At 71.1% G+C, this 25393-nt stretch carries 22 protein-coding genes; 15 read left to right on the forward strand and 7 right to left on the reverse strand.

From position 1 onward, the window contains the following. Positions 1 to 12 precede the first annotated feature (12 nt). From ACFZDJ_RS44025 to tpg, 3 genes are read left to right on the forward strand one after another with little or no spacing between them, the layout of a single operon-like run. On the forward strand, positions 13 to 396 hold the full coding sequence (locus ACFZDJ_RS44025; RefSeq protein ID WP_391067757.1) for a hypothetical protein: 384 nt from the start codon (positions 13 to 15) through the stop codon (positions 394 to 396). Positions 397 to 414: 18 nt separating this feature from the next. Beyond that, positions 415 to 2625, forward strand: coding sequence for a telomere-associated protein Tap (gene tap / locus ACFZDJ_RS44030; protein ID WP_391067760.1), 2211 nt, complete (start codon positions 415 to 417; stop codon positions 2623 to 2625). Between the two features lie 6 nt (positions 2626 to 2631). Then, positions 2632 to 3189: a telomere-protecting terminal protein Tpg gene (tpg, locus tag ACFZDJ_RS44035; RefSeq protein ID WP_391067763.1), complete on the forward strand. Its 558-nt coding sequence runs from the start codon at positions 2632 to 2634 to the stop codon at positions 3187 to 3189. 140 nt (positions 3190 to 3329) lie between these two features. Here tpg and ACFZDJ_RS44040 read toward each other — a convergent pair whose 3' ends face one another. Then, positions 3330 to 3581, reverse strand: a complete 252-nt coding sequence (locus tag ACFZDJ_RS44040; RefSeq protein ID WP_390936970.1) for a hypothetical protein — start codon at positions 3579 to 3581, stop codon at positions 3330 to 3332. A 5-nt stretch (positions 3582 to 3586) separates the two neighbouring features. On the opposite strand from ACFZDJ_RS44040, the gene ACFZDJ_RS44045 reads away from it, so the two are divergent. From ACFZDJ_RS44045 to ACFZDJ_RS44060, 4 genes are all read left to right on the forward strand, one after another. Then, positions 3587 to 4225, forward strand: coding sequence for a hypothetical protein (locus tag ACFZDJ_RS44045; protein WP_391067766.1), 639 nt, complete (start codon positions 3587 to 3589; stop codon positions 4223 to 4225). After that, positions 4222 to 4374 carry a LuxR C-terminal-related transcriptional regulator gene (locus ACFZDJ_RS44050; protein ID WP_391067835.1) on the forward strand — a complete coding sequence of 51 codons (153 nt, stop codon included), beginning with the start codon at positions 4222 to 4224 and terminating at the stop codon, positions 4372 to 4374. Before ACFZDJ_RS44045 ends, ACFZDJ_RS44050 begins: the two co-directional genes overlap by 4 nt. Positions 4375 to 4508: 134 nt before the next feature. Beyond that, positions 4509 to 5333 (forward strand): alpha/beta fold hydrolase, encoded by an 825-nt coding sequence (locus tag ACFZDJ_RS44055; RefSeq protein ID WP_391067768.1) that lies wholly within the window; start codon positions 4509 to 4511, stop codon positions 5331 to 5333. Positions 5334 to 5442: 109 nt separating this feature from the next. After that, positions 5443 to 6222, forward strand: coding sequence for an oxidoreductase (locus tag ACFZDJ_RS44060; protein ID WP_391067769.1), 780 nt, complete (start codon positions 5443 to 5445; stop codon positions 6220 to 6222). 34 nt (positions 6223 to 6256) lie between these two features. On the opposite strand, the gene ACFZDJ_RS44065 is transcribed toward ACFZDJ_RS44060, so the two are convergent. Further along, complete coding sequence (locus ACFZDJ_RS44065; RefSeq protein ID WP_390936977.1) at positions 6257 to 7138, reverse strand: LysR substrate-binding domain-containing protein; 882 nt, start codon at positions 7136 to 7138, stop codon at positions 6257 to 6259. A 119-nt stretch (positions 7139 to 7257) separates the two neighbouring features. Between ACFZDJ_RS44065 and ACFZDJ_RS44070 the strand changes: the two genes are divergently transcribed. The 5 genes from ACFZDJ_RS44070 (at position 7258) to ACFZDJ_RS44090 (ending at position 12554) form a co-directional block, all read left to right on the forward strand. After that, positions 7258 to 7929 (forward strand): succinate dehydrogenase, encoded by a 672-nt coding sequence (locus ACFZDJ_RS44070; RefSeq protein ID WP_168498550.1) that lies wholly within the window; start codon positions 7258 to 7260, stop codon positions 7927 to 7929. A 1-nt stretch (position 7930) separates the two neighbouring features. Continuing rightward, positions 7931 to 9889 carry a fumarate reductase/succinate dehydrogenase flavoprotein subunit gene (locus ACFZDJ_RS44075; protein WP_390936979.1) on the forward strand — a complete coding sequence of 653 codons (1959 nt, stop codon included), beginning with the start codon at positions 7931 to 7933 and terminating at the stop codon, positions 9887 to 9889. Then, a complete protein-coding gene (locus ACFZDJ_RS44080) occupies positions 9886 to 10635 on the forward strand; it encodes a succinate dehydrogenase/fumarate reductase iron-sulfur subunit (RefSeq protein WP_168513977.1) in 750 nt (249 codons plus the stop codon). The genes ACFZDJ_RS44075 and ACFZDJ_RS44080 overlap by 4 nt, the downstream gene beginning before the upstream one ends. Before the next feature lie 339 nt (positions 10636 to 10974). After that, positions 10975 to 11745 carry a GNAT family N-acyltransferase gene (locus ACFZDJ_RS44085; protein WP_391067772.1) on the forward strand — a complete coding sequence of 257 codons (771 nt, stop codon included), beginning with the start codon at positions 10975 to 10977 and terminating at the stop codon, positions 11743 to 11745. Beyond that, the gene (locus ACFZDJ_RS44090) at positions 11745 to 12554 is read left to right on the forward strand and encodes a 1-acyl-sn-glycerol-3-phosphate acyltransferase (RefSeq protein WP_391067774.1); all 810 of its coding nucleotides are present in this window, start codon (positions 11745 to 11747) and stop codon (positions 12552 to 12554) included. Before ACFZDJ_RS44085 ends, ACFZDJ_RS44090 begins: the two co-directional genes overlap by 1 nt. Before the next feature lie 55 nt (positions 12555 to 12609). Here the strand turns inward: ACFZDJ_RS44090 and ACFZDJ_RS44095 are convergent, their stop codons facing one another. The 4 genes from ACFZDJ_RS44095 to ACFZDJ_RS44110 form a co-directional block, all read right to left on the reverse strand. Then, on the reverse strand, positions 12610 to 14958 hold the full coding sequence (locus tag ACFZDJ_RS44095; RefSeq protein WP_391067777.1) for an ATP-binding cassette domain-containing protein: 2349 nt from the start codon (positions 14956 to 14958) through the stop codon (positions 12610 to 12612). A gap of 43 nt (positions 14959 to 15001) precedes the next feature. Beyond that, on the reverse strand, positions 15002 to 16045 hold the full coding sequence (locus ACFZDJ_RS44100) for an MsnO8 family LLM class oxidoreductase (protein WP_391067780.1): 1044 nt from the start codon (positions 16043 to 16045) through the stop codon (positions 15002 to 15004). 37 nt (positions 16046 to 16082) lie between these two features. Continuing rightward, positions 16083 to 17297, reverse strand: coding sequence for a glycosyltransferase family 39 protein (locus tag ACFZDJ_RS44105; RefSeq protein ID WP_391067783.1), 1215 nt, complete (start codon positions 17295 to 17297; stop codon positions 16083 to 16085). A gap of 160 nt (positions 17298 to 17457) precedes the next feature. Continuing rightward, positions 17458 to 18360, reverse strand: a complete 903-nt coding sequence (locus ACFZDJ_RS44110; protein WP_391067785.1) for an NAD-dependent epimerase/dehydratase family protein — start codon at positions 18358 to 18360, stop codon at positions 17458 to 17460. Between the two features lie 342 nt (positions 18361 to 18702). On the opposite strand from ACFZDJ_RS44110, the gene ACFZDJ_RS44115 reads away from it, so the two are divergent. Together ACFZDJ_RS44115 and ACFZDJ_RS44120 are read left to right on the forward strand one after the other, a co-directional pair. Next, positions 18703 to 19671 carry an aldo/keto reductase gene (locus ACFZDJ_RS44115; protein WP_391067788.1) on the forward strand — a complete coding sequence of 323 codons (969 nt, stop codon included), beginning with the start codon at positions 18703 to 18705 and terminating at the stop codon, positions 19669 to 19671. A 134-nt stretch (positions 19672 to 19805) separates the two neighbouring features. After that, positions 19806 to 21044, forward strand: a complete 1239-nt coding sequence (locus tag ACFZDJ_RS44120; RefSeq protein WP_391067791.1) for an Ig-like domain-containing protein — start codon at positions 19806 to 19808, stop codon at positions 21042 to 21044. Here the strand turns inward: ACFZDJ_RS44120 and ACFZDJ_RS44125 are convergent. Further along, on the reverse strand, positions 21037 to 22893 hold the full coding sequence (locus ACFZDJ_RS44125; RefSeq protein ID WP_391067794.1) for a glycoside hydrolase family 9 protein: 1857 nt from the start codon (positions 22891 to 22893) through the stop codon (positions 21037 to 21039). The genes ACFZDJ_RS44120 and ACFZDJ_RS44125 overlap by 8 nt on opposite strands. A gap of 544 nt (positions 22894 to 23437) precedes the next feature. Here ACFZDJ_RS44125 and ACFZDJ_RS44130 point away from each other — a divergent pair. After that, complete coding sequence (locus tag ACFZDJ_RS44130) at positions 23438 to 25360, forward strand: ricin-type beta-trefoil lectin domain protein (protein WP_391067797.1); 1923 nt, start codon at positions 23438 to 23440, stop codon at positions 25358 to 25360. Positions 25361 to 25393: the final 33 nt, after the last annotated feature.

Raw genomic sequence — 25393 nt, forward strand, 5'->3', positions numbered from 1 at the left:
TACGGTGAGGGTATGCCGCGTGATTCCCGTCAGCAGGCCCGTGACCGCCTTTCCGCACTGGCCCCCGCTTCCGGGGACGACACCACGGCCGCGCGCCGTGTCGAGCAGGATGCATCGCTCGTGGGGCGGCTGCTGGCGGCCGCCGGCGAACACAGCAACCACGGGCAGCAGCCGGGCGTGATCCCGGACGACGTGGGCGCCGCTCTGGGCCTGTTCGAGGACATGCGCGAGGAGCTGGACCGGCTGGAGACCCAGGTGGTCATCGAGGCGAGGCGCCGGGGCATGGACTGGCGGCAGATCGCCGTCCATCAGGGCCTGAACTCCTCCCAGGCAGCCTCCCAGCGCTACCAGCGGCTGATGACGCGGCTCGAAGAGATCCGCCAGGGCGTCCGGTAACAGTAGGAAGAAACGCAGATGACGCATCAGCCCGACGAGTTGTTCTCGGCTGTCGACTCACTCCTCGCCGCGGTCGACGGCGGCACCGTGCTGCCCGCTCCGACCGAGCGGGTGCGGTTGCGGGAGGCGGCCGGTCTGACCCAGGCAGCCATCGCCCAGGCGCTGGGTGTGCGCGTACCGAGTATCACCGCGTGGGAGGCGGGCCGGGCCGAACCGAAGGGGGAGCGCCTGGAGGCATACCGCAGACTGCTCGACGGTCTCGCCCACCGCTACCCGCAGCCCGCCTTGCCTCCTGACGGCAATCCCGGCTTCGCGCCCAGCCCGGCGGCCCCGCCCGCACCGGCGGGCATGGGTCCGCAAACCATGCCGGTCGCCGCGAAGCCGGGCGTTTTGCAGCGCTCCGGCCACGCTGCCCGCCCGGCGCGGACCGGGGCGCCGTTGTCCCGGCGGCCGACGGGGAAGGCGGCCGGTCCTGTTTCTGTGGAGGCCGACGACGACCTGCGCTGTGAGAACGGGCCGCTCGCCGTCATCGACGTTGACACAGACGGTCAGGTGCTGGCGTACTGCGTCGGCGGCCTGGTCCTGGACGTTCCCGCCAAGTCCATCCCGTCCCTGGTCGACTGGACCCTCAAGGAGGCCAAGCTCGGGCAGCCCAAACTGTCCGGGCCGGGCAAGGACGCCGACCCGCTGCTGGTGCTCACTGAGGCCGCGCTGGAACGCTACGGCCTGCCCGTCGCCCTCACCGAGGACGAGAGGCTCGCCGGGCGGATCCCGGAGGGCCACAAGGTCATCAGGCAGCTGTCCCGCGCGGAGTGGAAGCTCACCAAGCGCGGGTTCGGACCGTGGGCGCGGATCTACCGCCCGGCGCAGGGCTCCGAGCGGATGTGCGTGCAGCTGTGCATCCCGTCCTGGAACGCGCTCGACACCCGCCACTGGGGCCATGCCGCACAGCTGGCACCAGCGGAACTCGCCCGGCTCCTGGGCACGTTCGCGTCCCGGGTGATGACGCCGCGCGGCTCCACCGCCGTGACCGGCCTTGAGCTGATGACCGCCTTCCACCCGCCGACGCGCGCCTCCGAGCCCGGCGCCGACGGCAAGCGGCACTCCGAGCACAACCCCGGCTCACTGGGCAAGGACCCGGTCGACTGCGCCCCGTGCGAGGCCCCGGACGGGCACCCGCTCCTGGCCGGCCTGCCGCGTTTCCACGTGCGCGGCCCGGCGGAGAAGCTGTTCGAGGAGGCGTACGACTGGGCGCGGCCGATGACCGATGCCGAGTGCACCCTGCGGCACCTGGTCGGCATCGACGTGAACATGGCCTTCGCCGCCGGAGCCAACGGCTTGGTCGTCGGGCTGGGCGAGCCGACACAGGTCAAGCAGCCGGTGTTCGACCCGAAGCTGCCCGGCTCGTGGCTGGTCGACCTGTCGCATGTCGACCTGTCCCGTGTGAAGGTCGGCAAGGACAAGTGGGCGGACCTGGACGCGAGTCTGCTGCCCAGCCCGTTCACACCGAAGGGCGAGCGACCGGAAGGCCCGGCCTGGTACGCCACGCCGACCGTGGCCTACGCGCAGGAGCTCGGCTACGACGTACGTCCGGTCGAGGCGTGGGTGCGCTACGACAACGGCCGCTACCTCGACTCCTGGTACAACCGGCTGCGCGACGCCTACCTCGCCACGATGGCCGACCTCGGCGTCGGCGCGGACCTGTCGCCGGCCGACTTCCTGACGGCGATGGACGGCTACCGGCAGCGTGACCCGGAGCTGGCGCTCGTCGTCTCGGCGGTCAAGGCGACGGTCAAGGGCGGCCTGGGCAAGCTGCGTGAGCGGCCCCGGGGCGAGGGCTGGAAGCCCGGCCAGCCGTGGCGGGCGCTGTCCCGCCCGACGTGGCGGCCGGACATCCGCGCGGCGGTCATCTCCCGCACGCGGATCAACCTGCACCGCAAGATCGTCAAGCACGCGGCGTTCACCGGCCAGTACCCGGTGGCGATCCTCTCCGACTGCGTCGTGTACGCGGCCGACGGCGAGAGCCCGGTGGACTTCCTGCCGTACCGGGAGGGCAAGCCGCTGCCGGGCGGCTTCAAGCTCGGGGTCAACCCGGGCCTGGTCAAGCACGAGGGCACCCAGAGCGTGCTGTGGGGCGAGGGCGTGAGGGAGCAGTTCAACGCCCCGGAGCTCAACCTCGCCCGCTACATCAAGGACGGCACCGTCACTGACCAGGACAGCGGGGAGTAGCAGGCGATGAGCACGTTCGGGGACGGCCTCGACAAGGCGGTACAGAAGGCATTCACCCGCCCCGCGCCGAAGTCAGCCGGCGCCCAGATGCGGTACCTGGTCAAGCAGTACAAGGGCACCAAGGTCGTCGCCCAGCTGCTGCGGGTCTCCCAGCGCACCGTCGAGCGGTACGTGAAGGACCAGATCAAAAAGCCCCGCCCGGACCTCGCCGCCCGCCTGGAGCGCGAGGTGAAGAAGCGGTGGCAGCCACAGATCCGGGCCAGGGCCCGGGAGAAGGCGGCCAACACGGGCGGGATCGTCATCGACACCCGAGCCCGGCTCGGCTACACCGCGCCGATCGGGTCGACGGACCAGGACCGTATCCGCCACCTCACCGTCGCCCTCCCGCCCCGCTACGCCGCGCGCCTCTTCGACGCCCAGGAGCAGGGCGCCAGCGACCAGGAGCTGCGGGAGATCGCGGCCGATGCGCTCAGGGAGGTGTACTTCCAGGACGGCGGCCGCCGCGCCGGACAGCTGGAGGAGGTGCGCCTCACGGACATCGAGCACTTGGAGTTCGATCTTTAGAGGCCGTTGCCCGAACAGCCCGCGAGCCCGGATCAGTTGACGGTCCGGGCTCGCTCGCGCATCCGCGGGGGTCGGATGTTCATGCACGCGGTGCCGTGTTCAACGCACAAGACCGGGGCGGGTCACTGGCCGGCGACCGGCTAGACCCAAATCTCGTGCTCATTGCAGTAGTGCGGCCACGGCCGCCCGGCCAGCCGTGCGGCAAGGACGTGTTTGATGGGCGGCGCCATGCTGGTGATGAGGATCAGATCACTGCCCAGGCCGTCATCGTCGAGCGGATCTTCGCCCACCTCGATCCCGAGTGGCGCGGCAACCTGGAGGAGAGACCGCGAAACAGCCCAGGCCATGGGCGCCGCCGAATTCGTCATCACCGCCTTCACCGCCCAGATCACCGCCTTTGAGCAGGCTCGACCGACGGGCCCGCCCGCGCGGCGTCGGCCACCTCACCCAGCTCGCCGAGGCCATCGGCGCCGCCACGCACCTCATGGCCGGGGACTTCGAAGGGGCGTACGCCTACGCGAGCGGCCTCACCGCGCCGGGCGCCTTCACGCCCTGCTCCCAGCAGGCCGTACGCACCCTGCTGGACCTGGTGGAGTCCGCCGTGCACACCGGGCGAGCCGACCAGGCCCGCGCCCACGCCCTCGCCGCCCGTGACCAGGGCCTGCCCGCGATCTCGCCGCACCTCGACTTCCTCACCGCCGCCGCCCTGGCGATGACCGCCGACGACACGGGAGCCCGGGCCGCGTTCGAACGGGCGGTGGCCCACCCCGCGGGAGTGGAGTTCCCCTTCGAGCTGGCCCGGGTGCGCCTTGCACAGGGGATGTGGCTGCGCCGGGCCCGTGAGCGCGCGGCCGCACGGACGAGGTTGAGGAGGCCGTCGAGACGTTCGAGCGACTCGGCGCGCAGCCGTGGGCCCGGCGTGCCCGGGCCGAACTGCGCGCGGCCGGTGCGGCGGTCGGCAGGGCCGCGGAGAGCGGGGCCGACACGCTCACCGCGCAGGAGCGGCAGATCGCCGAGCTCGCCGCGAGCGGGCTGAGCAACAAGGAGATCGGCGCCCGCCTGTTCCTCTCCCCGCGCACGGTCGGGGCGCACCTCTACCGGGTCTTTCCCAAGCTCGGCATCTCCTCGCGGGCGTCGCTGCGGGACGCGCTGGCGCAGGCGGGGCATTCCATCGAAGGTGGATGAGTCCCGACCCGCACGGACACCGGCCTACGTCGGTCACCGCAGTCATTCGACCGATTCGGCGGGCGTGACTGCCCAGGGAGTCTGGACTCGTCGCGCCACCCCCGGGGCGGCCCCGAGAAGTCCAGGAGAAGGCCATGTCCGACCCGCGCACCCCGCTCGTCCTCATCCACGGCCTGTGGCTGCACGCAGGGTCGTGGCAGCCCTGGGGCGACCTCGCCGAGGAGCACGGCTACGCGCCGCTGGCACCCGGCTGGCCCGGCGAGGCCGGCACCGTCGCCGAGGCCCGGCGCCACCCCGAGGCCGTCGCCGGGCTCGGCATCGACGACGTCACCGAGCGCTACGCCGGGATCGTCCGCTCCCTCGACCGCCCGCCGGTGCTCATCGGACACTCCTTCGGCGGACTGATCGCGCAGAAGCTGCTCGGCGCGGGTCTCGGCCGGGCCGCGGTGGCCATCGACCCGGCCCAGATCAAGGGCGTCAAGGCGCTGCCGCCGGCCCAGTTGCGGGCGGGTTTCCCCGTCCTGGGCAACCCCGCCAACCGGCGCCGCGCCGTCTCCCTGACCGCCGCGCAGTTCCGCTACGGCTTCGGCAACGCGCTGGAGGAGACCGAGTCCGACGACCTCTACGAGCGCCTCACCATCCCCTCGCCGGGGCGGCCGCTGTTCGAGGCCGCGTTCGCCGGCTTCGCGCGGCGTTCCCCGGCGGCCGTGGCCACCGGCAACGCGGACCGCGGGCGGCTCCTGCTGATCTCCGGCCAGGCCGACCACACCGTTCCCGTTGTCGTGACCCGCTCGGCGTACAAGCTCTACGGCGACTCGTCGGCGGTCACCGAACTCAAGCAGTTCCCCGACCGGGGCCACTCCCTGGTCGTCGACCACGGCTGGCGGACGGTGGCCGAGTACGCCCTGCGGTGGCTGTCCGAGCAGGGCATCCAGGGCCGGGACACCTCAGGTGTCTGACCCGGACGTCTGACCCGGGCGCGCCTCGGTTCGTGGCACGCCTCATTTCACCGATCGAAGTAATCGAAGTAGTAAGTAATCGAAGTAGTAATCGAAGGAGCTGAGCTGGATGAGCACGCAACTCCACGGCAGGACCGCCGTCGTCACCGGCGCGAGCAAGGGCATCGGACTGGCCGTCGCCGAGGCGCTGGCCGGAGCGGGGGCGACGGTGATCGCCGGGTCGCGCACCACGACGCCGGGTCTCGACGCGCTGGTCAAGCAGGGCGGTGTCACGTGGGTACCGGTGGATTTGGCCGAACCCGGAGCCGCCGAGCGCCTCGTGACGGCGGCCGACGGCCGGCTGGACATCCTGGTCAACAACGTCGGTGCGGCCCCCGCCCGCATGGGCGGATTCCTGTCGGTGACCGACGAGGACTGGCAGCGCACGGTCGATCTGAACCTCCTCACAGCCGTACGGGTCACCCGCGCCGCCCTGCCCTTGATGCTGACCGCCGGGCAGGGCTCGGTCGTGACGGTCGCCTCGGTCAACGCCACGCTGCCCGACCCGATGGTGATCGACTACAGCGCGGGCAAGGCCGCGCTGGTCGCCTTCTCCAAGGCGCTGTCCAAGGAGGTCGGCCCCAAAGGCATCCGGGTCAACACCGTCAGCCCGGGCCCGGTGGAGACCGAGCTGTGGCTCGGCGGCGACGGGGTTGCGGCCACGGTCTCGGCAGCCGCCGGGATCACTCCGGACGACGTGGTCGCCCAGGCGTCCAGCGCCACGGTCACCGGCCGCTTCTCCCAGCCGAACGAGGTCGCCGACCTGGTTCTCTTCCTCGCCGGCGACCACTCCCGCAACATCACCGGCAGCGACTTCGTCATCGACGGCGGCTTCATCCCGACCTGGTGACGCGGCGACCGACCTTCGAAGCCCCCTGCGCCGGTCAGCGTTCCAGCAGCATCCGCTGGAGTTCGCGGGCCGCGCGGGGCGGAGCCACATCGCTGCGGTGGGCCAGGGCGATGACGCGGTGGAGTCCGGGGCGCGCGAGCGGTGTCACCCGCAGGCCGCGTCCCGAGCGCGTCGCGACCATGCGCGGGACGACGGCCACGCCGAGCCCTGCCCTGACGAAACCCAGCACCGCGTCCATCTCGCCGCCCTCGACGGCGAAGTCCGGCTCGAAGCCTTCGGCGCGGCAGGCGGCGACGGTCAGTTCCCGCAGGTCGTAGCCGTGCCGGAACATCACCAGGCGTTCGCCCTCCAGATCGGGGATGCGCACTGTGCGACCGGTCCCCGGCGCTGGCGCGTCCGGTGACGACACCACGACCAGGTCCTCACGCAGCAGCTCCACCGTATTCAGCGCGGGGGAGGGGGTGGGCAGCGGGAGGACGACCAGGGCGAGATCCAACGCGCCGCGCGCGAGTTCCCGTACGAGATCGTGGGAGCCGCCCTCCTCGATCAGCAGCCGGATACCGGGATAGCGGTCGTGGAAGGCACGCAGGACGTCCGGAAGCAGGCCGGTGCACAGGCTCGGCGTCGCGCCCAGGCGGACCCGGCCGCTGCGCAGCTGGGCCAGTTCCTGCACCTCGTGCCGGGCCGTGTCCGCGTCGGCCAGGATGCGCCGGGCCAGTGGCAGCAGCGCCTCGCCCGCGTCCGTCAGCGTGATGTTGCCCCGCGCGCGGAGAAAGAGGTCCGCCCCCAACTCCCTTTCCAGCGCCTTGATCTGCTGGGACAGGGACGGCTGGGCGACATGGACCAGATCGGCGGCCCGGGTGAAGTGCCGGGTCTCGGCGACCGCCACGAAGTACTGGAGCTGCTGGAACTGCATCCACCCATCATAGGCTCCAGCTATTGAAACGAGCCGGACCATGTCTTGGACCGATCGGCACCCGTGGCCCTAGCTTCTGAGACATGGCTCTGGCAACGCGGACGGACCGACGACCGTCCATGACGCGCACCGTGTGGGACAGCTCCGTCGGGAAGAAGACCGTGATGGCGGTCAGCGGCCTGATCATGCTGCTGTACCTGGTCGTCCACATGCTCGGCAACCTGAAGATCTTCTTCGGTTCGGGCGAGTTCAACCACTACGCCCACTGGCTGCGCACCCTCGGCGAGCCCTTCCTGCACTACGAGTGGGCCCTGTGGATCATCCGCGTGGTCCTGGTCGTCGCCGTCGTCGCCCACGCCACCGCCGCGTACCAGCTCAGCCGCCGTGACATCAGGGCGCGCCCGAGCAAGTACGTCCACAAGAAGCCCAGGTCCAGCTACGCGACCCGCACGATGCGCTGGGGCGGGATCATCCTCGGCCTGTTCATCGTCTGGCACATCCTCGACCTGACGACCGGCACCGTGCACCCCGGCGGCTTCCAGTCCGGACACCCGTACCAGAACGTGATCGACACCTTCTCGACCTGGTACGGCGACGTGATCTACATCGTCGCGATGCTCGCGCTCGGCCTGCACATCCGGCACGGCTTCTGGAGCGCCGCACAGACCATGGGCGCCGGCAGCCGCACCCGCGACCGCGCCCTCAAGACCATCGCCAACGTCCTCGCGCTGGTGCTGACGGTGGGCTTCATCTCCGTACCCGTCGGTGTCATGACCGGATTGGTGAGCTGACATGACCGCAGCCTCTGAATACGCCGCGTACACGACCGGTACGCCCGTCGTCGACAGCAAGGCCCCCGAGGGCCCGGTCAACGAGCGCTGGGACACCCGCCGCTTCGAGGCCAAGCTCGTCAATCCCGCCAACCGCCGCAAGCACACGGTGATCGTCGTCGGAACCGGCCTCGCGGGCGGCTCGGCGGGCGCCACGCTCGCCGAACAGGGCTACCACGTCGTCCAGTTCTGCTACCAGGACTCGCCCCGCCGCGCCCACTCGATCGCCGCCCAGGGCGGCATCAACGCGGCGAAGAACTACCGCAACGACGGCGACTCCGTCCACCGGCTGTTCTACGACACCGTCAAGGGCGGCGACTTCCGCGCCCGCGAGTCCAACGTCCACCGCCTCGCGCAGATCTCGGTCGAGATCATCGACCAGTGCGTCGCCCAGGGCGTGCCGTTCGCGCGGGAGTACGGGGGTCTGCTCGACACCCGTTCCTTCGGCGGCGTCCAGGTGTCCCGCACCTTCTACGCCCGCGGCCAGACGGGCCAGCAGCTCCTGCTCGGTGCTTACCAGGCCCTGTCGCGGCAGATCGCGGCCGGCAACATCGAGATGCATCCGCGCACCGAGATGCTCGACCTGATCGTGGTCGACGGACGGGCGCGCGGCATCGTGGCGCGGGATCTCATCACCGGCCGGATCGACACGTACTACGCGGACGCCGTCGTCCTGGCCAGCGGTGGCTACGGCAACGTCTTCTACCTTTCGACGAACGCCATGAACTCCAACGCCACCGCCGTCTGGCGGGCGCACCGGCGCGGCGCCTACTTCGCCAACCCCTGCTTCACCCAGATCCACCCCACCTGCATCCCGCGCACCGGCGATCACCAGTCCAAGCTCACCCTGATGAGCGAGTCGCTGCGCAACGACGGCCGTATCTGGGTCCCGAAGGCGAAGGGCGACACGCGCCCGCCGAACGAGATCCCCGAGGACGAGCGCGACTACTACCTGGAGCGCATCTACCCCTCCTTCGGCAACCTGGTCCCGCGTGACATCGCCTCCCGCGCCGCCAAGAACGTCTGCGACGAGGGCCGCGGGGTGGGCCCGGGCGGACAGGGCGTCTACCTGGACTTCGCCGACGCCATCGGGCGCATGGGCAGGGCGAAGGTCGAGGAGAAGTACGGCAACCTCTTCGACATGTACGCCCGGATCACCGCCGAGGACCCGTACACCGTGCCGATGCGGATCTACCCGGCCGTGCATTACACGATGGGCGGACTGTGGGTCGACTACGACCTCCAGACCACCATCCCCGGCCTGTTCGCGATCGGCGAGGCCAACTTCTCCGACCACGGCGCCAACCGCCTCGGCGCCTCGGCCCTCATGCAGGGCCTCGCCGACGGCTACTTCGTGCTGCCGTCCACCATCAACGACTACCTCGCCCGCAACCCGCACCACGCCGAGGTGACGGACGAACACCCCGCCGTCCAGGAGGTGCTGGCCGAGACCGAGGACCGGCTGCGGCTGCTGCTGGCCGTCGACGGCGACCGCACCCCCGACTCCTTCCACCGCGAACTCGGCGAACTCATGTGGGAGTTCTGCGGCATGGCCCGCACCGAGACGGGTCTGCGCAAGGCGCTGGAGCGCATCCCGCAGATCCGCGAGGAGTTCTGGCGGCGCATCAAGGTCCCCGGCACCGGTGAGGAGTTCAACCAGTCCCTGGAGAAGGCCAACCGCGTCGTCGACTACCTGGAGCTCGCCGAGCTGATGTGCCTCGACGCACTGCACCGCTCCGAATCGTGCGGCGGCCACTTCCGCGAGGAGTCCCAGACCGAGGGCGGCGAGGCCGCCCGCAAGGACGAGGAGTTCTCCTACACGGCCGCCTGGGAGTTCACCGACACCGGCGCCGCGCCCGTCCTGCACAAGGAAGACCTGGTCTTCGAGTACGTCCACCCCACCCAGCGGAGCTACGCATGAAGCTCACCCTGCGCGTCTGGCGCCAGAAGAACGCCGACGCCGACGGAGCGATGTCCACGTACGAGGTGGACGACATCTCGGCCGACATGTCCTTCCTGGAGATGCTCGACACCCTCAACGAGGAACTCATCCTCAAGGGCGAGGACCCCGTCGCCTTCGACCACGACTGCCGCGAGGGCATCTGCGGCGCGTGCAGCCTCGTCATCAACGGCGACGCGCACGGGCCCGAGCGCACCACCACCTGTCAGCTCCACATGCGGTCCTTCCAGGACGGCGACACCATCGACGTCGAGCCCTGGCGCGCCTCCGCCTTCCCGGTCGTCAAGGACCTCGTCGTGGACCGGACGGCCTTCGACCGGATCATCCAGGCCGGCGGCTACATCACCGCCCCGACCGGCGCGGCGCCCGAGGCCCATGCGACGCCCGTACCGAAACCGGACGCCGACTTCGCGTTCGAGCACGCCGAGTGCATCGGGTGCGGTGCGTGTGTGGCCGCCTGTCCCAACGGGGCCGCGATGCTCTTCACCTCGGCGAAGATCAACCATCTGAACGTGCTGCCGCAGGGGGCGCCCGAGCGGGAGACGCGGGTGCTGGACATGGTGGCGCAGATGGACGAGGAGGGGTTCGGGGGGTGCACGCTGGCCGGGGAGTGCGCCACCGCCTGCCCGAAGGGGATTCCGTTGGTTTCCATCACCGGGATGAACAAGGAGTGGCTGCGGGCGGCTCGTAAGTCAGGGCGTCGCTGAGGCGGTGGTTCGACCGCGGGCCGGTGGGGGCTGATTGCGCCCACGCGGCGGAGCCGCATGATGTCACAGCCCCGCGCCCCTGGCGGGGCGCTCCAGCCGAGGCCCGTTGTTAAGGAAACGTTCGCCGGATCTGTGCGGACGGGCGGGGCCGGGAGGTGGTGCTCATCCCCGGCCCCGTCTCGCATTCGGGGAATCTCCTGGCATTCAACATCCCCACATCCTGGCTCCTGGCACAGGTCACGCGCACGCCAACCTGCATCGGAAGAACAGGAGCGCGCGGGCCGTACCGAACCGGTCTGCCGCCGCTGTGCCGAACCGGCCCGTGACCAGGAGAGTGCCATGACCGGCGTTTCCACCCTCGACAGCCCCCCGCAGCCCCTGGCCCCCACCCGTTACACCGTCTCCCTCGCCCGTTCCGAGGCCGACGTCCGGGCCGCGCAGCGGCTGCGGCACGACGTCTTCGCCGGGGAGATGGGCGCCCTGCTGACCACGCCGCAGCCGGGGCTCGACATCGACGCCTTCGACGCCTACTGCGATCACCTGCTGGTCCGTGACACGCTGACCGACCAGGTCGTCGGCACCTACCGCCTGCTGCCCCCGGAGCGCGCCGCGATCGCCGGCCGGCTCTACTCGGAGGGCGAGTTCGACCTGACCCCGCTCGACGCGATCCGCCCGGGACTCGTCGAGGTCGGGCGTTCCTGCGTGCACCCCGACCACCGCGACGGCGCCGTCATCGGCCTCATCTGGGCCGGGATAGCCCGCTACATGGTCGAGGGCGGCCACGAGTGGCTCGCGGGCTGCTGCTCGATCCCGCTCGCCGACGGCGGCGAGCTCGCGGCCGGAACCTGGGACCGGGTGCAGGCCAAGCACCTGGCACCCGACGAGTACCAGGTACGACCGCTGCTGCCCTGGACCGCGGAGGGTGTTATCCGCCGGCCCCGCACCGAACTGCCCCCGCTCCTGCGCGGCTATCTCCGGCTCGGCGCCTGGGTCTGCGCCGCACCCGCGCACGACCCGGACTTCGGGGTCGCGGACCTGTTCGTGCTGCTGTCGATGCGCCGGGTCAACCCGCGCTATCTGCGGCACTTCCTCTCGCTCGTCCCGGCCTGATGAGCGTCTGGCTGCCCAGCGCGCCCTGCACCCCCAGGGCGTGCGTCGAGGCGACGGGGTCCGCCACGGCCGTACCACGCGCCGTGCTGCGGCTCGCGGCGGTCCTGGTGGTGGTCGCCACCGGGGTCGTGCTGTTGCCGCTCGGCGGGCGGATCCCCGCCGAGCCGGTACGGCGCTGGTGCCGGGCGATCGCGCGGGCCGCGGGCGTCCGCGTACGGATCACCGGCCCCGCCGTCCCCACCGGCGGGCTGCTGATCGTCGCCAACCACATCTCCTGGCTGGACATCCCGCTCCTCGCCGCCGTCCGGCCGGCCAGGATGCTCGCCAAGTCCGAGATCCGGCAGTGGCCGGTGGCGGGACCACTGGCCGCGCGCGGCGGCGTCCTGTTCATCGAGCGCGACCGGCTGCGCGCGCTCCCGGACACGGTGGCGCGGATCGCCGGGCTGCTGCGCGACGGGGCGGCCGTCGTGGCCTTCCCGGAGGGCAGCACCTGGTGCGGCAGGGCGCAGGGGCACTTCCGGCGGGCCGTCTTCCAGGCCGCGCTCGACGCGGGGGTGCCGGTCCAGCCGGTGCACATCCACTACCGGCTCGCCGGGGGAGTGGCGAGCACCGCGCCCGCCTTCGTCGGGAACGACTCGCTGCTCGCCTCCCTGTGGCGGGTGGCCTCGGCACGCGGACTGGTGGCCGACGTCGAGGTACGGCCCACGCTCGCCCCGGGCAGCCACCCGGATCGACGGGAGCTGGCCCGCGCGGCGCAAGGGGGGTTGCATTCCCAGGGCGCACGCGCGTCGGTCCCCGCACATCGCTGACGTATCAGGACGAGGCGACCCGAAGGGACAGGGGCCGGCAGTCGGCGGTACGGGTCTACCGGCCCCGAGCCAGTGCCCGGGTGAGGTACGGAGCCGTCGTGCTCCCCTGCGCCCGCGCCACCTCGGCCGGGGGCCCCGCGGCCACGATCCGGCCGCCCGCGTCCCCGCCGCCAGGACCCAGGTCGATCACCCAGTCCGCGCCCGCGACCACCGACATGTCGTGCTCGACGACCACGACGGTGTGTCCCGCGTCGACCAGGCCGTGCAACTGGCGCATCAGCACCTCGACATCGGCGGGGTGCAGCCCGGTCGTCGGCTCGTCGAGGAGATAGAGGGTGTGCCCCCGGCGGACCCGCTGCAACTCACTGGCCAGCTTGATGCGCTGGGCCTCGCCACCGGACAACTCCGTGGCGGGCTGGCCGAGTCGCAGATAGCCCAGACCCACGTCGAGGAGCGTGGCGAGGCTGCGGGCGACGGGCGGGGTGTCGGTGAAGAACTCCGCCGCGGCCTCCACCGTCATGTCCAGGACCTGCGCGATGTTCCGTCCGCGGTAGGTCACTTCGAGCGTCTCGGGGTTGTAGCGCGCCCCACCGCAGTCCGGACAGGGAGCGTAGGTGCTCGGCAGGAAGAGCAGCTCCACACTCACGAACCCCTCGCCCTGGCAGGTCTCGCAGCGCCCGCCCGCGACGTTGAAGGAGAAGCGCCCCACCCCGTAGTCACGCCTTCGCGCCTCCTCCGCCCCGGCGAAGACCTTGCGCACGACGTCGAAGAGGCCCGTGTACGTGGCGAGATTCGAACGCGGGGTACGGCCGATGGGCTTCTGGTCGACGGAGACGAGCCGTCCCACCCCCTCCAGCTCCTCCGTCACCTCGCCGATGAGGGTGGACTTGCCCGAGCCGGAGACGCCCGTGACGGCGGTGAACACACCGAGCGGGAACGCGGCGCTCACCCCGCGCAGATTGTGGCGGCTCACCGGCCCCACCCTCAACTGGCCTCGCGCGGGACGGACTTCGCGTTCCAGCGCGGGGGAGCGGTCGAAGAGGAAGCGGGCCGTCGCCGATTCCTCCACCCCGGCCAGCTCCGCCACCGGACCGCTGTGCAGCACCCGCCCGCCGTGCTCACCCGCCCGCGGACCGACGTCGACGAGCCAGTCGGCACCCCGTACGACGTCCAGATGGTGCTCGACCACGAACACCGAGTTGCCCGCCGCCTTCAGCCGGTCCAGGACCGTGAGCAGGGCCTCCGTGTCCGCCGGGTGCAGACCCGCGGACGGTTCGTCGAGGACGTACACGACACCGAACAGACCGGAGCGCAACTGCGTGGCCAGCCGCAGTCGTTGCAACTCGCCCGCGGAGAGGGTCGGGGTGGCCCGGTCGAGGCTGAGGTAACCGAGGCCGAGTTCGACGACGGGGGCGATCCGCGCCCTCAGGTCGTCGGTGAGGACGCGGGCCGTCTCTCCCCGGGGCTCCAGGGTCCCGGCCAGCTCGGACAGCGGCAGCGCCGCCAGTTCGGCGATCGTACGGCCCGCGAAGGTCACCGCCAGCGCCTCGGGACGCAGCCGGCCGCCGCCGCACACCGGGCACGGAGCGCTGGTCAGGAACCGCTCGGCCCTGGCCCGCAGCGTCGGGCTCTTCGAATCGGAGAACGTCTTCATGACGTAGCGCCGGGCGCTCATGTACGTGCCCTGGTAGGGGCGTTGGATCCGGTCCGCGTCCCGCACCGGATGCACGGTGACGACCGGCTGCTCGTCCGTGAACAGGATCCACTCCCGCTGCTCCGCGGGCAGCTCGCGCCACGGCCGGTCCACGTCGTACCCCAGCGCATCGAGGACGTCGCGCAGGTTCTTGCCCTGCCAGGCACCGGGCCACGCGGCGATCGCGCCCGCGCGGATCGACAGCGACGGGTCCGGGACCAGCGACTCCTCGGTCGTACGGTGGACCCGGCCGAGACCGTGACACTCCGGGCAGGCCCCGGCGGCCGTGTTCGGCGAGAAGGCGTCCGAGTCGAGGCGTTCGGCGCCCCGCGGATAGTCGCCCGCGCGCGAGAACAGCATCCGCAGGGAGTTGGAGAGGTTGGTGACCGTGCCCACGGACGAGCGCGAGGTGGGCGCCGAACGGCGCTGCTGGAGCGAGACCGCGGGCGGCAGCCCGGTGATGTCCCCCACCTTCGGCGCCCCGACCTGGTGGATCAGCCGTCGCGCATACGGCGCCACCGACTCGAAGTAGCGCCGCTGGGCCTCCGCGTAGATCGTGCCGAACGCCAGCGAGGACTTGCCCGAGCCCGAGACCCCGGTGAAGACCACGAGGACATCGCGCGGAATGTCGACGTCCACGCCCTGGAGATTGTGCTCGCGGGCGCCCCGCACACGGACGTACGCGTCGTGGCGGCGGTGCGGGTCGGACATCGACGGGACTCCTGGCGGGGGGCTCGGGGCAAACCCCACGATTCTAGGCCGCGGTCAGTCCCGCGACCCGGGCGAGCCTCCGGAAGGAGTCCAGCAGGGCCCCGCGGTCGTACGTACTGGTCGTGACCAGCACCTCCTGCGCGCCGGTCTCCTCGATCAACATCGCCAGCTCGTGCTCGACCTGTTTCTCGGTGCCCGCGATCTGCCCCGCGAGCGCCGACTCGTAGAAATGCCGCTCCTTGCCGTTCATCGGAAGGTCCTCGACCCGCTCGGCGGGCGGCAGCGGCGGGAAGGTGCCGTGCGTGCGGGCGTACGCCATCGACCAGGCCTCGGGCAGGAGCAGCCGCATCGCCTCCTCCGGGGTCTTCGCGACCGCGACGGCGCCGGAGACGACGACGTACGGCTCCGCCGCCCAGACGGAGGGGCGGAACGTCGCGCGGTAGTGGTCGATCCCGCGCCGCATCTTCTCCCGGTTCCGGATGTCCCCGATGACCAGGGGCAGACCCGCGCGCGCCGCGATCGTGGCGCCCTCGTTCAGGGCGAGCACGAAGGGCGGCACGGACAGCCCCTCCGAGGGGCGCGCGTGCACCCCCGCCGGCGACGGGCCGCGGAACCAGCCGAGCAGCTCGTCGAGCTGCCCCGCGAAGTCGTCGGCGACGTCCTTGTCCCGCCCCAGCGCCCTGCGCACCCCGTCCGTGAAGCCGACCGAACGCCCGAGCCCCATGTCGATCCGCCCGGGGAACAGGGACTCGAGCACACCGAACTGCTCGGCCACGATCAGGGGCTGGTGATTGGGCAGCATCACCCCGCCGGTACCGACCCGGATCGTCCGGGTGGCGGCGGCGACCGCGGCGGCCAGCACGGTGGGCGCGGACCCGGCGACCCCGGGCACGCCATGGTGCTCCGAAACCCAGATCCGGTGGTATCCGAGCCCTTCCAGCTCCTGGGCCAGACGCACGGTGTCCCGCAGGGCCTCGGCGGCGTCGTGCCCCTCGCGGGTGCGCGAGCGGTCGAGGACGGACAAACGCGTCGCTGCGAGGCGGGAGTCCCGTCCCGGTGGACCCGCGTGATCGTGTGGGCTCGGCATGACTCCTCGGATGATACGGACCTCGCCGCACCGGCTGTCACAGGGCCTCGTGGGAAATGGTCAGCAGATAGGTGCCGTAGAAGAGGGAGAAACCGGCCAGGCCGATGAGCAGGACGACGACCGTGCGCCGTTGGGCGCGGACCAGGGAGAGGGCGAACGGCAGCAGCAGGGGGAAGGCGGGCAGCAGCAGGCGGGGTCTGCTCGTGAAGAAGTGGGCGTCGCCGAGGGCGATGACGAGGAGAATCCCCGAGTACACGAGAAGCGGCAGCGGCTGTCGGTCCAGGACGCCGAGGACGAACAGCAGGAGGCAGCCGAGGACGATTCCGGCGGAGAGGTAGACGACCAGGGTGTCGTGCCCGACGACCAGGTGCTTGAACATGTGCGCGGTGTAGTGACCGAAGTCGAAACGTGATCCCCACAGACTCTGCACCCGGAAGTAGCCGGTCAGGTCGTGTGTGCGCAGCCCCACCCAGACGACGTACCCGAGCCACCCGACGGGCGCCAGGAGCATGGCCACCCAGGCGCGCGGGACCGTGGGTCTCCCGTCGCGGCGGCGCTGCCAGAGATGGGCGGCGGCGGCCGTGATGACGGCGGCGGCCACGGTGAAACCGTTGGGGCGGCACAGCCCGGCCAGCGCGGCCAGCGTCCCGGCGGTCAGCCAGCGGTGGGTCAGCGCCGCGTAGAGCGCCCAGGCGGCGAAGGCCGTCATGAGGGACTCGGTGTACGCCATGGTCAGCACGACGGCGTGCGGCAGCAGCGCCCACAGTGCCGCGAGCGCCAGGCCGACCCGCCGTCCGTGCAGCAGCTCGCCGACCGCGTACACGCCCCAGGCGGCCACGGCGGCGGCGATCCAGGAGATGACGAGCGCCGCGTTGACCGGGCCGATCGGCAGGACCGTGTTCAGGCCGTGGATCAGTCCGGGGAAGAGCGGGAAGAACGCCAGGTCGTTGTAGATGACCCCGTGGCCGGACTTGGCGGCGACGATCGTGCCGTAGCCGTACCGGGCGATGTGCCAGTACCAGCCGCCGTCCCATTCCAGACCGAGCACGTTGCGCGGGTGCCGGCCCAGGTGCAGCGACCAGACGGTCACCATGACCACGCCCGTCAGCCGCGCGGCGGCGAACAGCCACAGCGCGGGCAGCGCCCGCTTCAACTCGGCCCGCCACCGCCACACCTCGGGCGAGGCGGCAGGCGACGCGGGCACGAACTGCCGTGTGGGTCTGCCGCTCACCGTCTGGGGGCCGTCTTCCATGCCGACCTCCTCGTCGCCCTGCTAGAGGGAATGGCCGGGGACGGGGTTCCACCGGTGGGAAGATCCTGACTTCATGGGACACGACGGTCCCGGGCGGCGCATCCCGGCCCGCACGGATGGGTGATGAAGTCGCCGGGTTCGAGCCGCTCGAGCGGCTCGCTCAGTCGTTGAAGTAGTGGCCCGCTTCGAGGTCCGGGACGAGTGCGGGGTGCTCGGGACGCCATCCGAGCAGCTTCCGGGTCAGGACGCTCGAGGTCGGGTTGTCGAGCGGCACGGCGGCGGCGAGAAAGCCGAAGTGCCGGCTCGCGTCCTCGACCGTGATCCCGGCGACCGGCAGCTTCAACCTGCGTCCGATGACCTCGGCGATGTCACGCAAGGGCACACCCTCTTCGGCGGCCCCGTGCAGGATCGAGCCGGCCGGGGCGCCTTCCACCGCCAGCCGGAACAGGTGCGCCGCATCGAGCCGGTGCACGGCCGGCCAGCGGTTCGACCCGTCGCCGACGAAGGCCGACACGCCGGTCTCGCGGGCGATGGCGATCAGGCTCGGGACGAAGCCCTTGTCGCCCTCGCCGTGCACGGTCGGTGAAAGCCGCACGACCGAAGCGCGCACCCCGCGCGCGGCCAGGGCCATGGCCGCGCTCTCCGATGCGATCCGCGGTGCCTGCGACCCGGGATCGGGCGCGATCTCCTCGGTCCCGAGGCGACCTGGCGCCATCATGGTGAGCATCAGCGTTCCCGAGGTCACCACGAGCGGCTTGCCGGTCCCTTCGAGCGCCGCTCCGAGAGCCTCGACGGCACGCAGGTCCAGCTTGCCGCTGGCGACGTAGTCCGAGAAGTCGTGGTGGAAGGCCAGATGGATGACGCCGTCCGCCGCGGCGGCACCCTCGTGCAGGCTGTCCGGATCGTCGAGGGAGCCGCGGCGCGCCTCGGCGCCGACGGCCGTCAGCGCCGAGGCGGCGGCGTCCGAGCGGGCGAGGCCGACGACCTGATGCCCCGCTTCGAGGAGTTCACGGACGACGGCGGAACCGATGAATCCGGTCGCGCCGGTGACGAATACGCGCATGGTGCATTCCTTCGACAAGACGAACAGGGTCCGCCCCGATGCGGCACCGGGGCGGTGATTCCACCCTGCGCACGGGAAGCGGTCCGGGTCCAAGACCTGTTTCGCATCCGGTGATACGTCCGAGGCATCACCACAGCTCAGACCGCGATCCGCATCCATGCCGTCACGGAATCCACCCGGGCCCGCCGACCGTCGTACGAACTCCTCGGCGGCACGTACTGCGCCGCGCCCTCGCGACTAAGCGAACGGCGATCGGGAATGGCTTCCCCGGAGCTCTTGTCGGCGGCTCGCCGCGGCCGGGTCGGCGGGAGCCCTTCCACCCCACGGAAAGCAGGAGTGAACATGCAGTACGTGAAGCTCGGTTCGACGGGCCTGGACGTGTCCCGGATCTGCCTGGGCTGCATGAGTTTCGGGCTGCCCGACCGGGGGCCCCACGAGTGGACGCTCGACGACGAGGGTGCCCGCCCCCTGATCCGCCGCGCGCTGGACGCCGGGATCACCTTCTTCGACACGGCGAACGTGTACTCCGACGGCACGAGCGAGGAGATCGTCGGCCGCGCGCTGGCGGAGTTCGCGCGCCGCGACGAGATCGTCATCGCGACCAAGGTGAACGGTGCGATGCACGACGGCCCCAACGCGCGCGGCCTGTCCCGCAAGGCCGTCATGACGGAGATCGACAACAGCCTGCGCCGCCTGGGCACCGACTACGTGGACCTCTACCAGATCCACCGCTTCGACCCCGCCACTCCCGTCGAGGAGACGATGGAGGCCCTGCACGACGTGGTCAAGGCGGGCAAGGCGCGTTACATCGGGGCGAGTTCGATGTACGCGTGGCAGTTATCCAAGGCCCAGTACACGGCCCGGCTGAACGGCTGGACGCGGTTCGTGTCCATGCAGAACCACTACAACCTCCTCTACCGAGAGGAGGAGCGCGAGATGCTGCCGCTCTGTGCGGACCAGGGCGTCGGCGTACTGCCCTGGAGCCCGCTCGCCCGCGGCCGGCTCACCCGTGACTGGGACGTCACCACCGGGCGCAGCCGCACCGACGAGTACGGCAAGAGGCTCTACCAGCCGGGCGACCGCGAGATCGTCGACGCCGTCGCCCGGATCGCCGCCGAGCGTGACATTCCGCGTGCCCGGATCGCCCTCGCCTGGCTGCTGCGCCAGAGCACCGTGACCGCGCCCATCATCGGTGCCACCAAGGTGGGACACGTCGACGACGCGGTGGCCGCCCTCGACGTGGAGCTCTCGGAGAAGGAGATCGAACAGCTGGAGGAGTCGTACACGCCCCACGCGATCAGTGGGCACTGACGCGCGGCGGGGCGCTGAGTCCACACAGGTTCGCTTTACTTGAAGCTTAAATAAGATCCTTTAGAGTTCAAGTGAAGATGGTCGGGCCTCGCGCCGGTGCGCGGGGCCGACCCGCACGGAAAAGGGATTCCCGCGTGAACGACGATCACAGCCGCCGCACCTCCCGGACAGCGACCGCCCGGCGGCTGGGCAGACGCTCCGTCCTCGCCGTCATCGGCGCGGGTGTGGTCAGCGCCTGTACGTCCGGCAAGTCCGAGCCGAAGAAGACGTCCGACTCGGCTTCCGCGTCGGCCATTTCCACCGCGCGTGTCACGGTCGCGCCCAGGACCGGCGCGGCGAACACGGCGGTCGAGGGCGCGCTCTCCGTCTCCGTCCGCAGCGGCAGCCTCACCTCGGTGACGGTCACGGCCGAGGACGGCACCCGGGTGTCCGGCGGCTTCTCCGCCGACCGCACCCGCTGGACACCGTCCGGCAGGCTCTCCCCGTCCACCAAGTACTCGGTCCGTGCCGTCGCCACCGACAAGAACGGCCGCGAGGCGCTGGCCAACACCACCTTCACCACCATCGCCCCCGAGGCCACCCTCGTCGGCTACTTCACCCCCGAGGACGGCTCGACCGTGGGCGTGGGCATGCCGGTCTCGCTCAACTTCAATCACGCCGTCACCGACAAGAAGGCGGTCGAGCAGGCGGTGACGGTGACCTCCACGGCGGGAGTCGAGATCGCCGCCCACTGGTTCGGCGACACCCGGCTCGACTTCCGCCCCGAGAACTACTGGCCCGCGGGCACCAAGGTCACCCTCGCCCTGCGGCTGCGCGGCGTCGAGGGCGCGAGCGGCCGCTACGGCGTCCAGCACAAGGACGTCACCTTCACCGTCGGCCGCAACCAGACCAGCCTGGTCGACGCGGACAAGAAGACCATGGTCGTACGACGTGACGGCCGCGCGGTGCGCACGATCCCCATCACCTCCGGAGCGCCCGAACACACCACCTGGAACGGCAGGATGGTGATCTCGGAGAAGTATCTGCAGACCCGCATGGACGGCTCCACCGTCGGCTTCGGCGGCGAGTACGACATCCCCGACGTCCCGCACGCCATGCGCCTGACCACCTCCGGCACCTTCGTGCACGGCAACTACTGGTCGTCCGCCGCGACCTTCGGCGCGCAGAACGTCAGCCACGGCTGTGTCGGCCTGCACGACACCCAGGGCGCGAAGGACACCGGAACGCCCGCCCACTGGTTCTACGAGAACTCGCTGATCGGTGACGTCGTGGAAGTGGTCAACTCCCACGACGACACCGTGCGGCCCGACAACGGCCTCAATGGCTGGAACATGAGCTGGACCCAGTGGCGGGCGGGAAGCGCGCTCAGCTGAGGCGCCCCGAGCGGCCTCCCGCGCAGTCGTCCTCGGCGGCGTAGGCGGCCAGCCACGCCAGTGGCGCGTTCCAGTTGATGGCCACCTCGTTCGTCGAGTACGAGCCGATGTCGTCGATGTAGCAGGCCTGGGGCGCGCAACCGGGCAGGTGCTCCTGCGCGACCGGGTCCTGCAGAGCGCTGTTGGGCCCGCCCGCGAGGGAGCCCGCCGGCGGGTGCGGCAGCGAGGGGTCGTACTGGTGCGCCCAGAAGCGGTGGTGCTGGTTGTCGGAGTACCGCTCCCCGTATCCGGTCACGTACGACTGGCCCAGGGCGTTGCGGCCCAGCAGGTAGTCCATCGACTCCAGCACGCCGGCGCGGTAGCGCGGGTCCCCGGTCAGTTCCTGGGCGGTGGCCATGACGATCGCGTTGTCGGTGACCGCGCTGTTGGAGCCCCAGACGTACCCGGTGGCGGGGAGCGGGACGGCGTATCCCTGCCCGGCCATGGTGGACAGATAGCCGTCCGCGGCGGCGGTCACCGAGGTGCGCACCCGCCCGAGGTCGGCCGCGGGCAGTGCGGTGCGCACGGTCGCCAGCGTCAGCCTGCCCAGCGCGGCGGTGTCGGCCCAGCTGAAGCCGCCGGGCGTGAAGGCGTTCGCGGCGGTGTGCCAGGGCGAGGAGGTCACCGCGTCCCGGTAGGCGCGCTCGCCGGTCGTGGCGTACAACTCGGCGGCCGCCCAGTAGAACTCGTCGGTGACCTGGGTGTCGCCGTACGCCCCACCGCCGGTGCTGTCCGCATCCGGCGCGTACATCGCCGGGTTGGCCCGCGCCGCCGTCCAGGCCGTGCGGGCGGCGGTCAGACACCGGTTCGCGAACGCGGTGTCGTAAGGCCCAAAGACACGGGCACACTGGGCCGCCGTCGCCGCCAGGTTGAGGGTGGCGGCGGTGGACGGCGGGTGGAGCTCACGCGGCTGGGCGTCCTGTTCGGGCCGGGTCGGCAGCCCGGTCCAGGCGGCGTCGTGGACTTTGTGGAACGCCATTCCCGCGTACGGTCTGCCGTCCGGCACCTGCATCCGCATCAGGAAGTCGAGCTCCCAGCGCGCCTCGTCCAGGACGTCGGGAACGCCGTTGCCGCGCTCGGGAACGCGCAGCGTCGAGTCGCCGAGCGCGGACGCGGTGCCCGCTCGCTTCGCCCGTTCGAAGGAATTGACGAGCAGCCAGGTGGAAATGCCGCCGTTCACGACGTATTTACCCTGGTCTCCCGCGTCGTACCAACCGCCCCTGACGTCCTGCGTGTAGTCGCACACCCCGGACTGACAGGGCACGTTCGTGTCGCCCTGATTGGGTGCGACTCCAAGATGCCCGGCGGGCCGCGCATAGGCGGAACCCACCAGGGAGGCTTCGATCGGTATGCCGCTGCGCTGGTGATAGAAGAAGGCGAGCGCGTCGGAGCGCAGCCCGTCGTAGAGATCCGCGCGAATGTCGAAGGGGTCGCTGACCATTCCGTCGACCGTCAGAACGTAGCCCGAACCGGTCCGTGCGTACGAGGAGAAGTCGGCGACCTGGGTCGGCTGCCCGGAGGCCGCGTCCGTGCCCCGGCCGACGGTCGACCCCGAGGCGACCACCCTGCCCGAGGCGGCGCGCAGCCGCCAGGTGAGCGGCCGCGCGGCGGAGGTGACCACGGTCGCGCGCTTGGGACCGTCCGGCAGATAGCCGACTTGGTTGACCCGTACGGCGGTTGTCGCCGTGGCGGCGGTGGAGAGCCCCGTCGCGGAGGGGGCGGTCGCCAGGCCGCCGACGAGTAAGGTCCCCGCGAGCAAGGCTGCCGCCAGGTGTCTTTGGCGGCGGCGGGGCAACGGGAATGCGGACATGAGCGGCTCCCAGCGGTGAAGTGAATCCTGTGCCGCGGCCACGAGAGGTGGACGACGGAGTATGGGAGCGCTCCCAATGTGGAGCATTGCATGGGCATGCCAGGCCGTCAACGGGTCGGTGAAGGCCTTTCCGGCCTCCGGAGGCCTGGTCGGGGGCTTGTGTAGGGCTGCTCGGCCGATGGTTGTAGGGGATTCTGAATTTCCTTTGTGGAGACCTCGGCTGACGTTCGGTCAATCCGTCCGCGCTCCACGGAAAGGGGAAGGTGACGAGATCTCTTGTTTCGGCTCGGCGCGCTGTGCAAAGGTGTGCCTTGTTGGCGTGCAGACAATTCGCTTCCTTCTGCGCGCGCACGGCGTGCCCGCGCGCCCCTCGCTTCAAAAGAGCTGCCGGGGGCGATTGCGGTAACAAACCCCCCATGGGTAGTCCCTCCGCTTCGGCGGACGGGCTACATACCCATTGGTATGGACTAATTCCTGCGTTACCTTTGGGAGGAAAGCGGACGTGAATGACGCAGCGCTGTCTCATTCCCCAACGCCCGGTCGCTTGTTCGAAGTTTCGGATGAGCGGCTCGCGGCGGACCTGAAGAAGAGCTCGGGGAACACGCCCGCGCACCATCCCGTCGGGGAACTCCTGGACCGCCACTGGGAAGCGGTCTTCGCCTACGCGCGGCTGTGTACCAACGGTGTGCGTCCCGCCGGAATGCTCACCACGGCCGCTTTCACCCGGCTGTTCGGCGAATCGCTGCGGCAGACCGGGCCGACGGCCGCCTGGCGGCCGCAGTTGCTGGTCACCGTACGGCGTATGACCGCCGAATGGCTCGGGGACCAACGGCGGGAGATGCTCCATCCCGAATTGCTGGCCGATTCCGACAGCCGCGACCGGGTCATGGCGCGGCTTCTGCCGCCGGAGAACAGACGGCAGTTGTCCCGCGCGTTCCAGCGGCTTCCCGAGCCCGCCCGCTGTCTGCTGTGGCACACCGAGGTCGAGGCCGAGCAACTCGCCGTACCGGCCGGGCTGTTGGGCGTCGGCGACGACGACGCCCTGGTGGAACTGCGGCGGGCCCGGGAACGCCTGCGCGAGGGCTGTCTGGAGATCCACCGCGAACTGGCCCCGGAGGAGGAGTGCCGCCGCTTCCACCGGATGCTCGACGTGTCCCTGCGCCGCGGCGGTGGCGACCTCGACGCCGATCTGAGCAGGCACATGGGCCGGTGCCGGCACTGCCGTCACACCGCCGACCAGTTGAGCCGGTTCAACGGCGACCTCGCGCTGCCGCTGGCCGAGGCCCTGCTCGGCTGGGGCGCCGCGGCCTACCTCGACTCCCGCCCCGGACGCGTCGACGCGATCGTGGAAGTGACGGACGTCCCGGACACCGTCCCGGCCGCGCACAGAATCCCTCCCCTTCCCAGCCACGCGCCCCTCGTTCCGAGCGAGCCCCCGCGCCCCGCGCCGCGCAGCCGCGCTTCCGGTGACTCCCGCCCGCCGGCGCACAAGGCGCCCCGGCGCTCCTCCCGCCGCGCCCCGCGCCGCAACAACATCGCGCTGGCCGCGCTGACCGTGAGCGGAATGATCCTGGTCCCGCTGGTCCTGTGGGTCACCCAGAACTCGGACGGCGCACCCGGCATGGCCGATGGCGCCGGACCCTCGGGCTCGCCCAGTTCGGGCCCGGCCAAGGCGCCCGGGTCGAACCCGTCCTGGATAGGCGCCGGCGCCACGTCGAAGGGCGGCGTGCACGGCCGGCTGCGCAACACCGAGACCGGGCTGTGCATCGGCATCGTGGGCAACGAGCCCGCGAAGGGCGTGGAGACCGCGCTCACGCCGTGCTCCTCGGCGGCGAGCCAGGAATGGTCGTACGAGGACGACGGACTGCTGCGCGACCTGGCCGCCCCCGACCTCTGCCTCGACTCCCACCTCGGCTACTCGGTCCAACTGGCGCCCTGCACCGGCGAGTCGCAACCGGGCACCAAGAACGTGCGCTACGACTTCACCCTCCAGGGCACGGTGGTTCCCCGTTGGAACCAGGACCTGGCCCTCACCCCCGCCTCCACCAAGGGCGAGGCGTCCTTGGTCCTCAAGGTCCGCAAGGAGGAGTCCGACCAGCACTGGGCGATGGACACCTCGTCGCCCTCGCTCCAGATGGAGGCGGTCAACTGGGACTCCGCCGGACAGACGAAGACATCGTCGGGGCAGGCCTCTCCCGAGCCGTCGAAGTCTCCGTCGCCGACCGTCCCCAAGTCGTCGCCCCAGCCCTCGGCCAAGCCCTCGACGCCCGCGCCCTCGGCTTCGTCACCCGCCCACACCTGCTCCCCGTACTACTACTGCGCGCCACCGAGCGGACAACACGGCGCACCCGGGTACGACTACGGATATGGCTACGGCGGCTACGGCGGCTACGGCGGTTATGGGTATGGCGGTTACGGGGGTTACGGCGGTTACGGAGACGGCGGCGGCCAGGGCGGCCACCGCTGACCGTCCGGGACTGTCATATCGACCGCGGCCAGG

This window comes from Streptomyces sp. NPDC007896 (assembly GCF_042959425.1).
Taxonomy (GTDB): domain Bacteria; phylum Actinomycetota; class Actinomycetes; order Streptomycetales; family Streptomycetaceae; genus Streptomyces.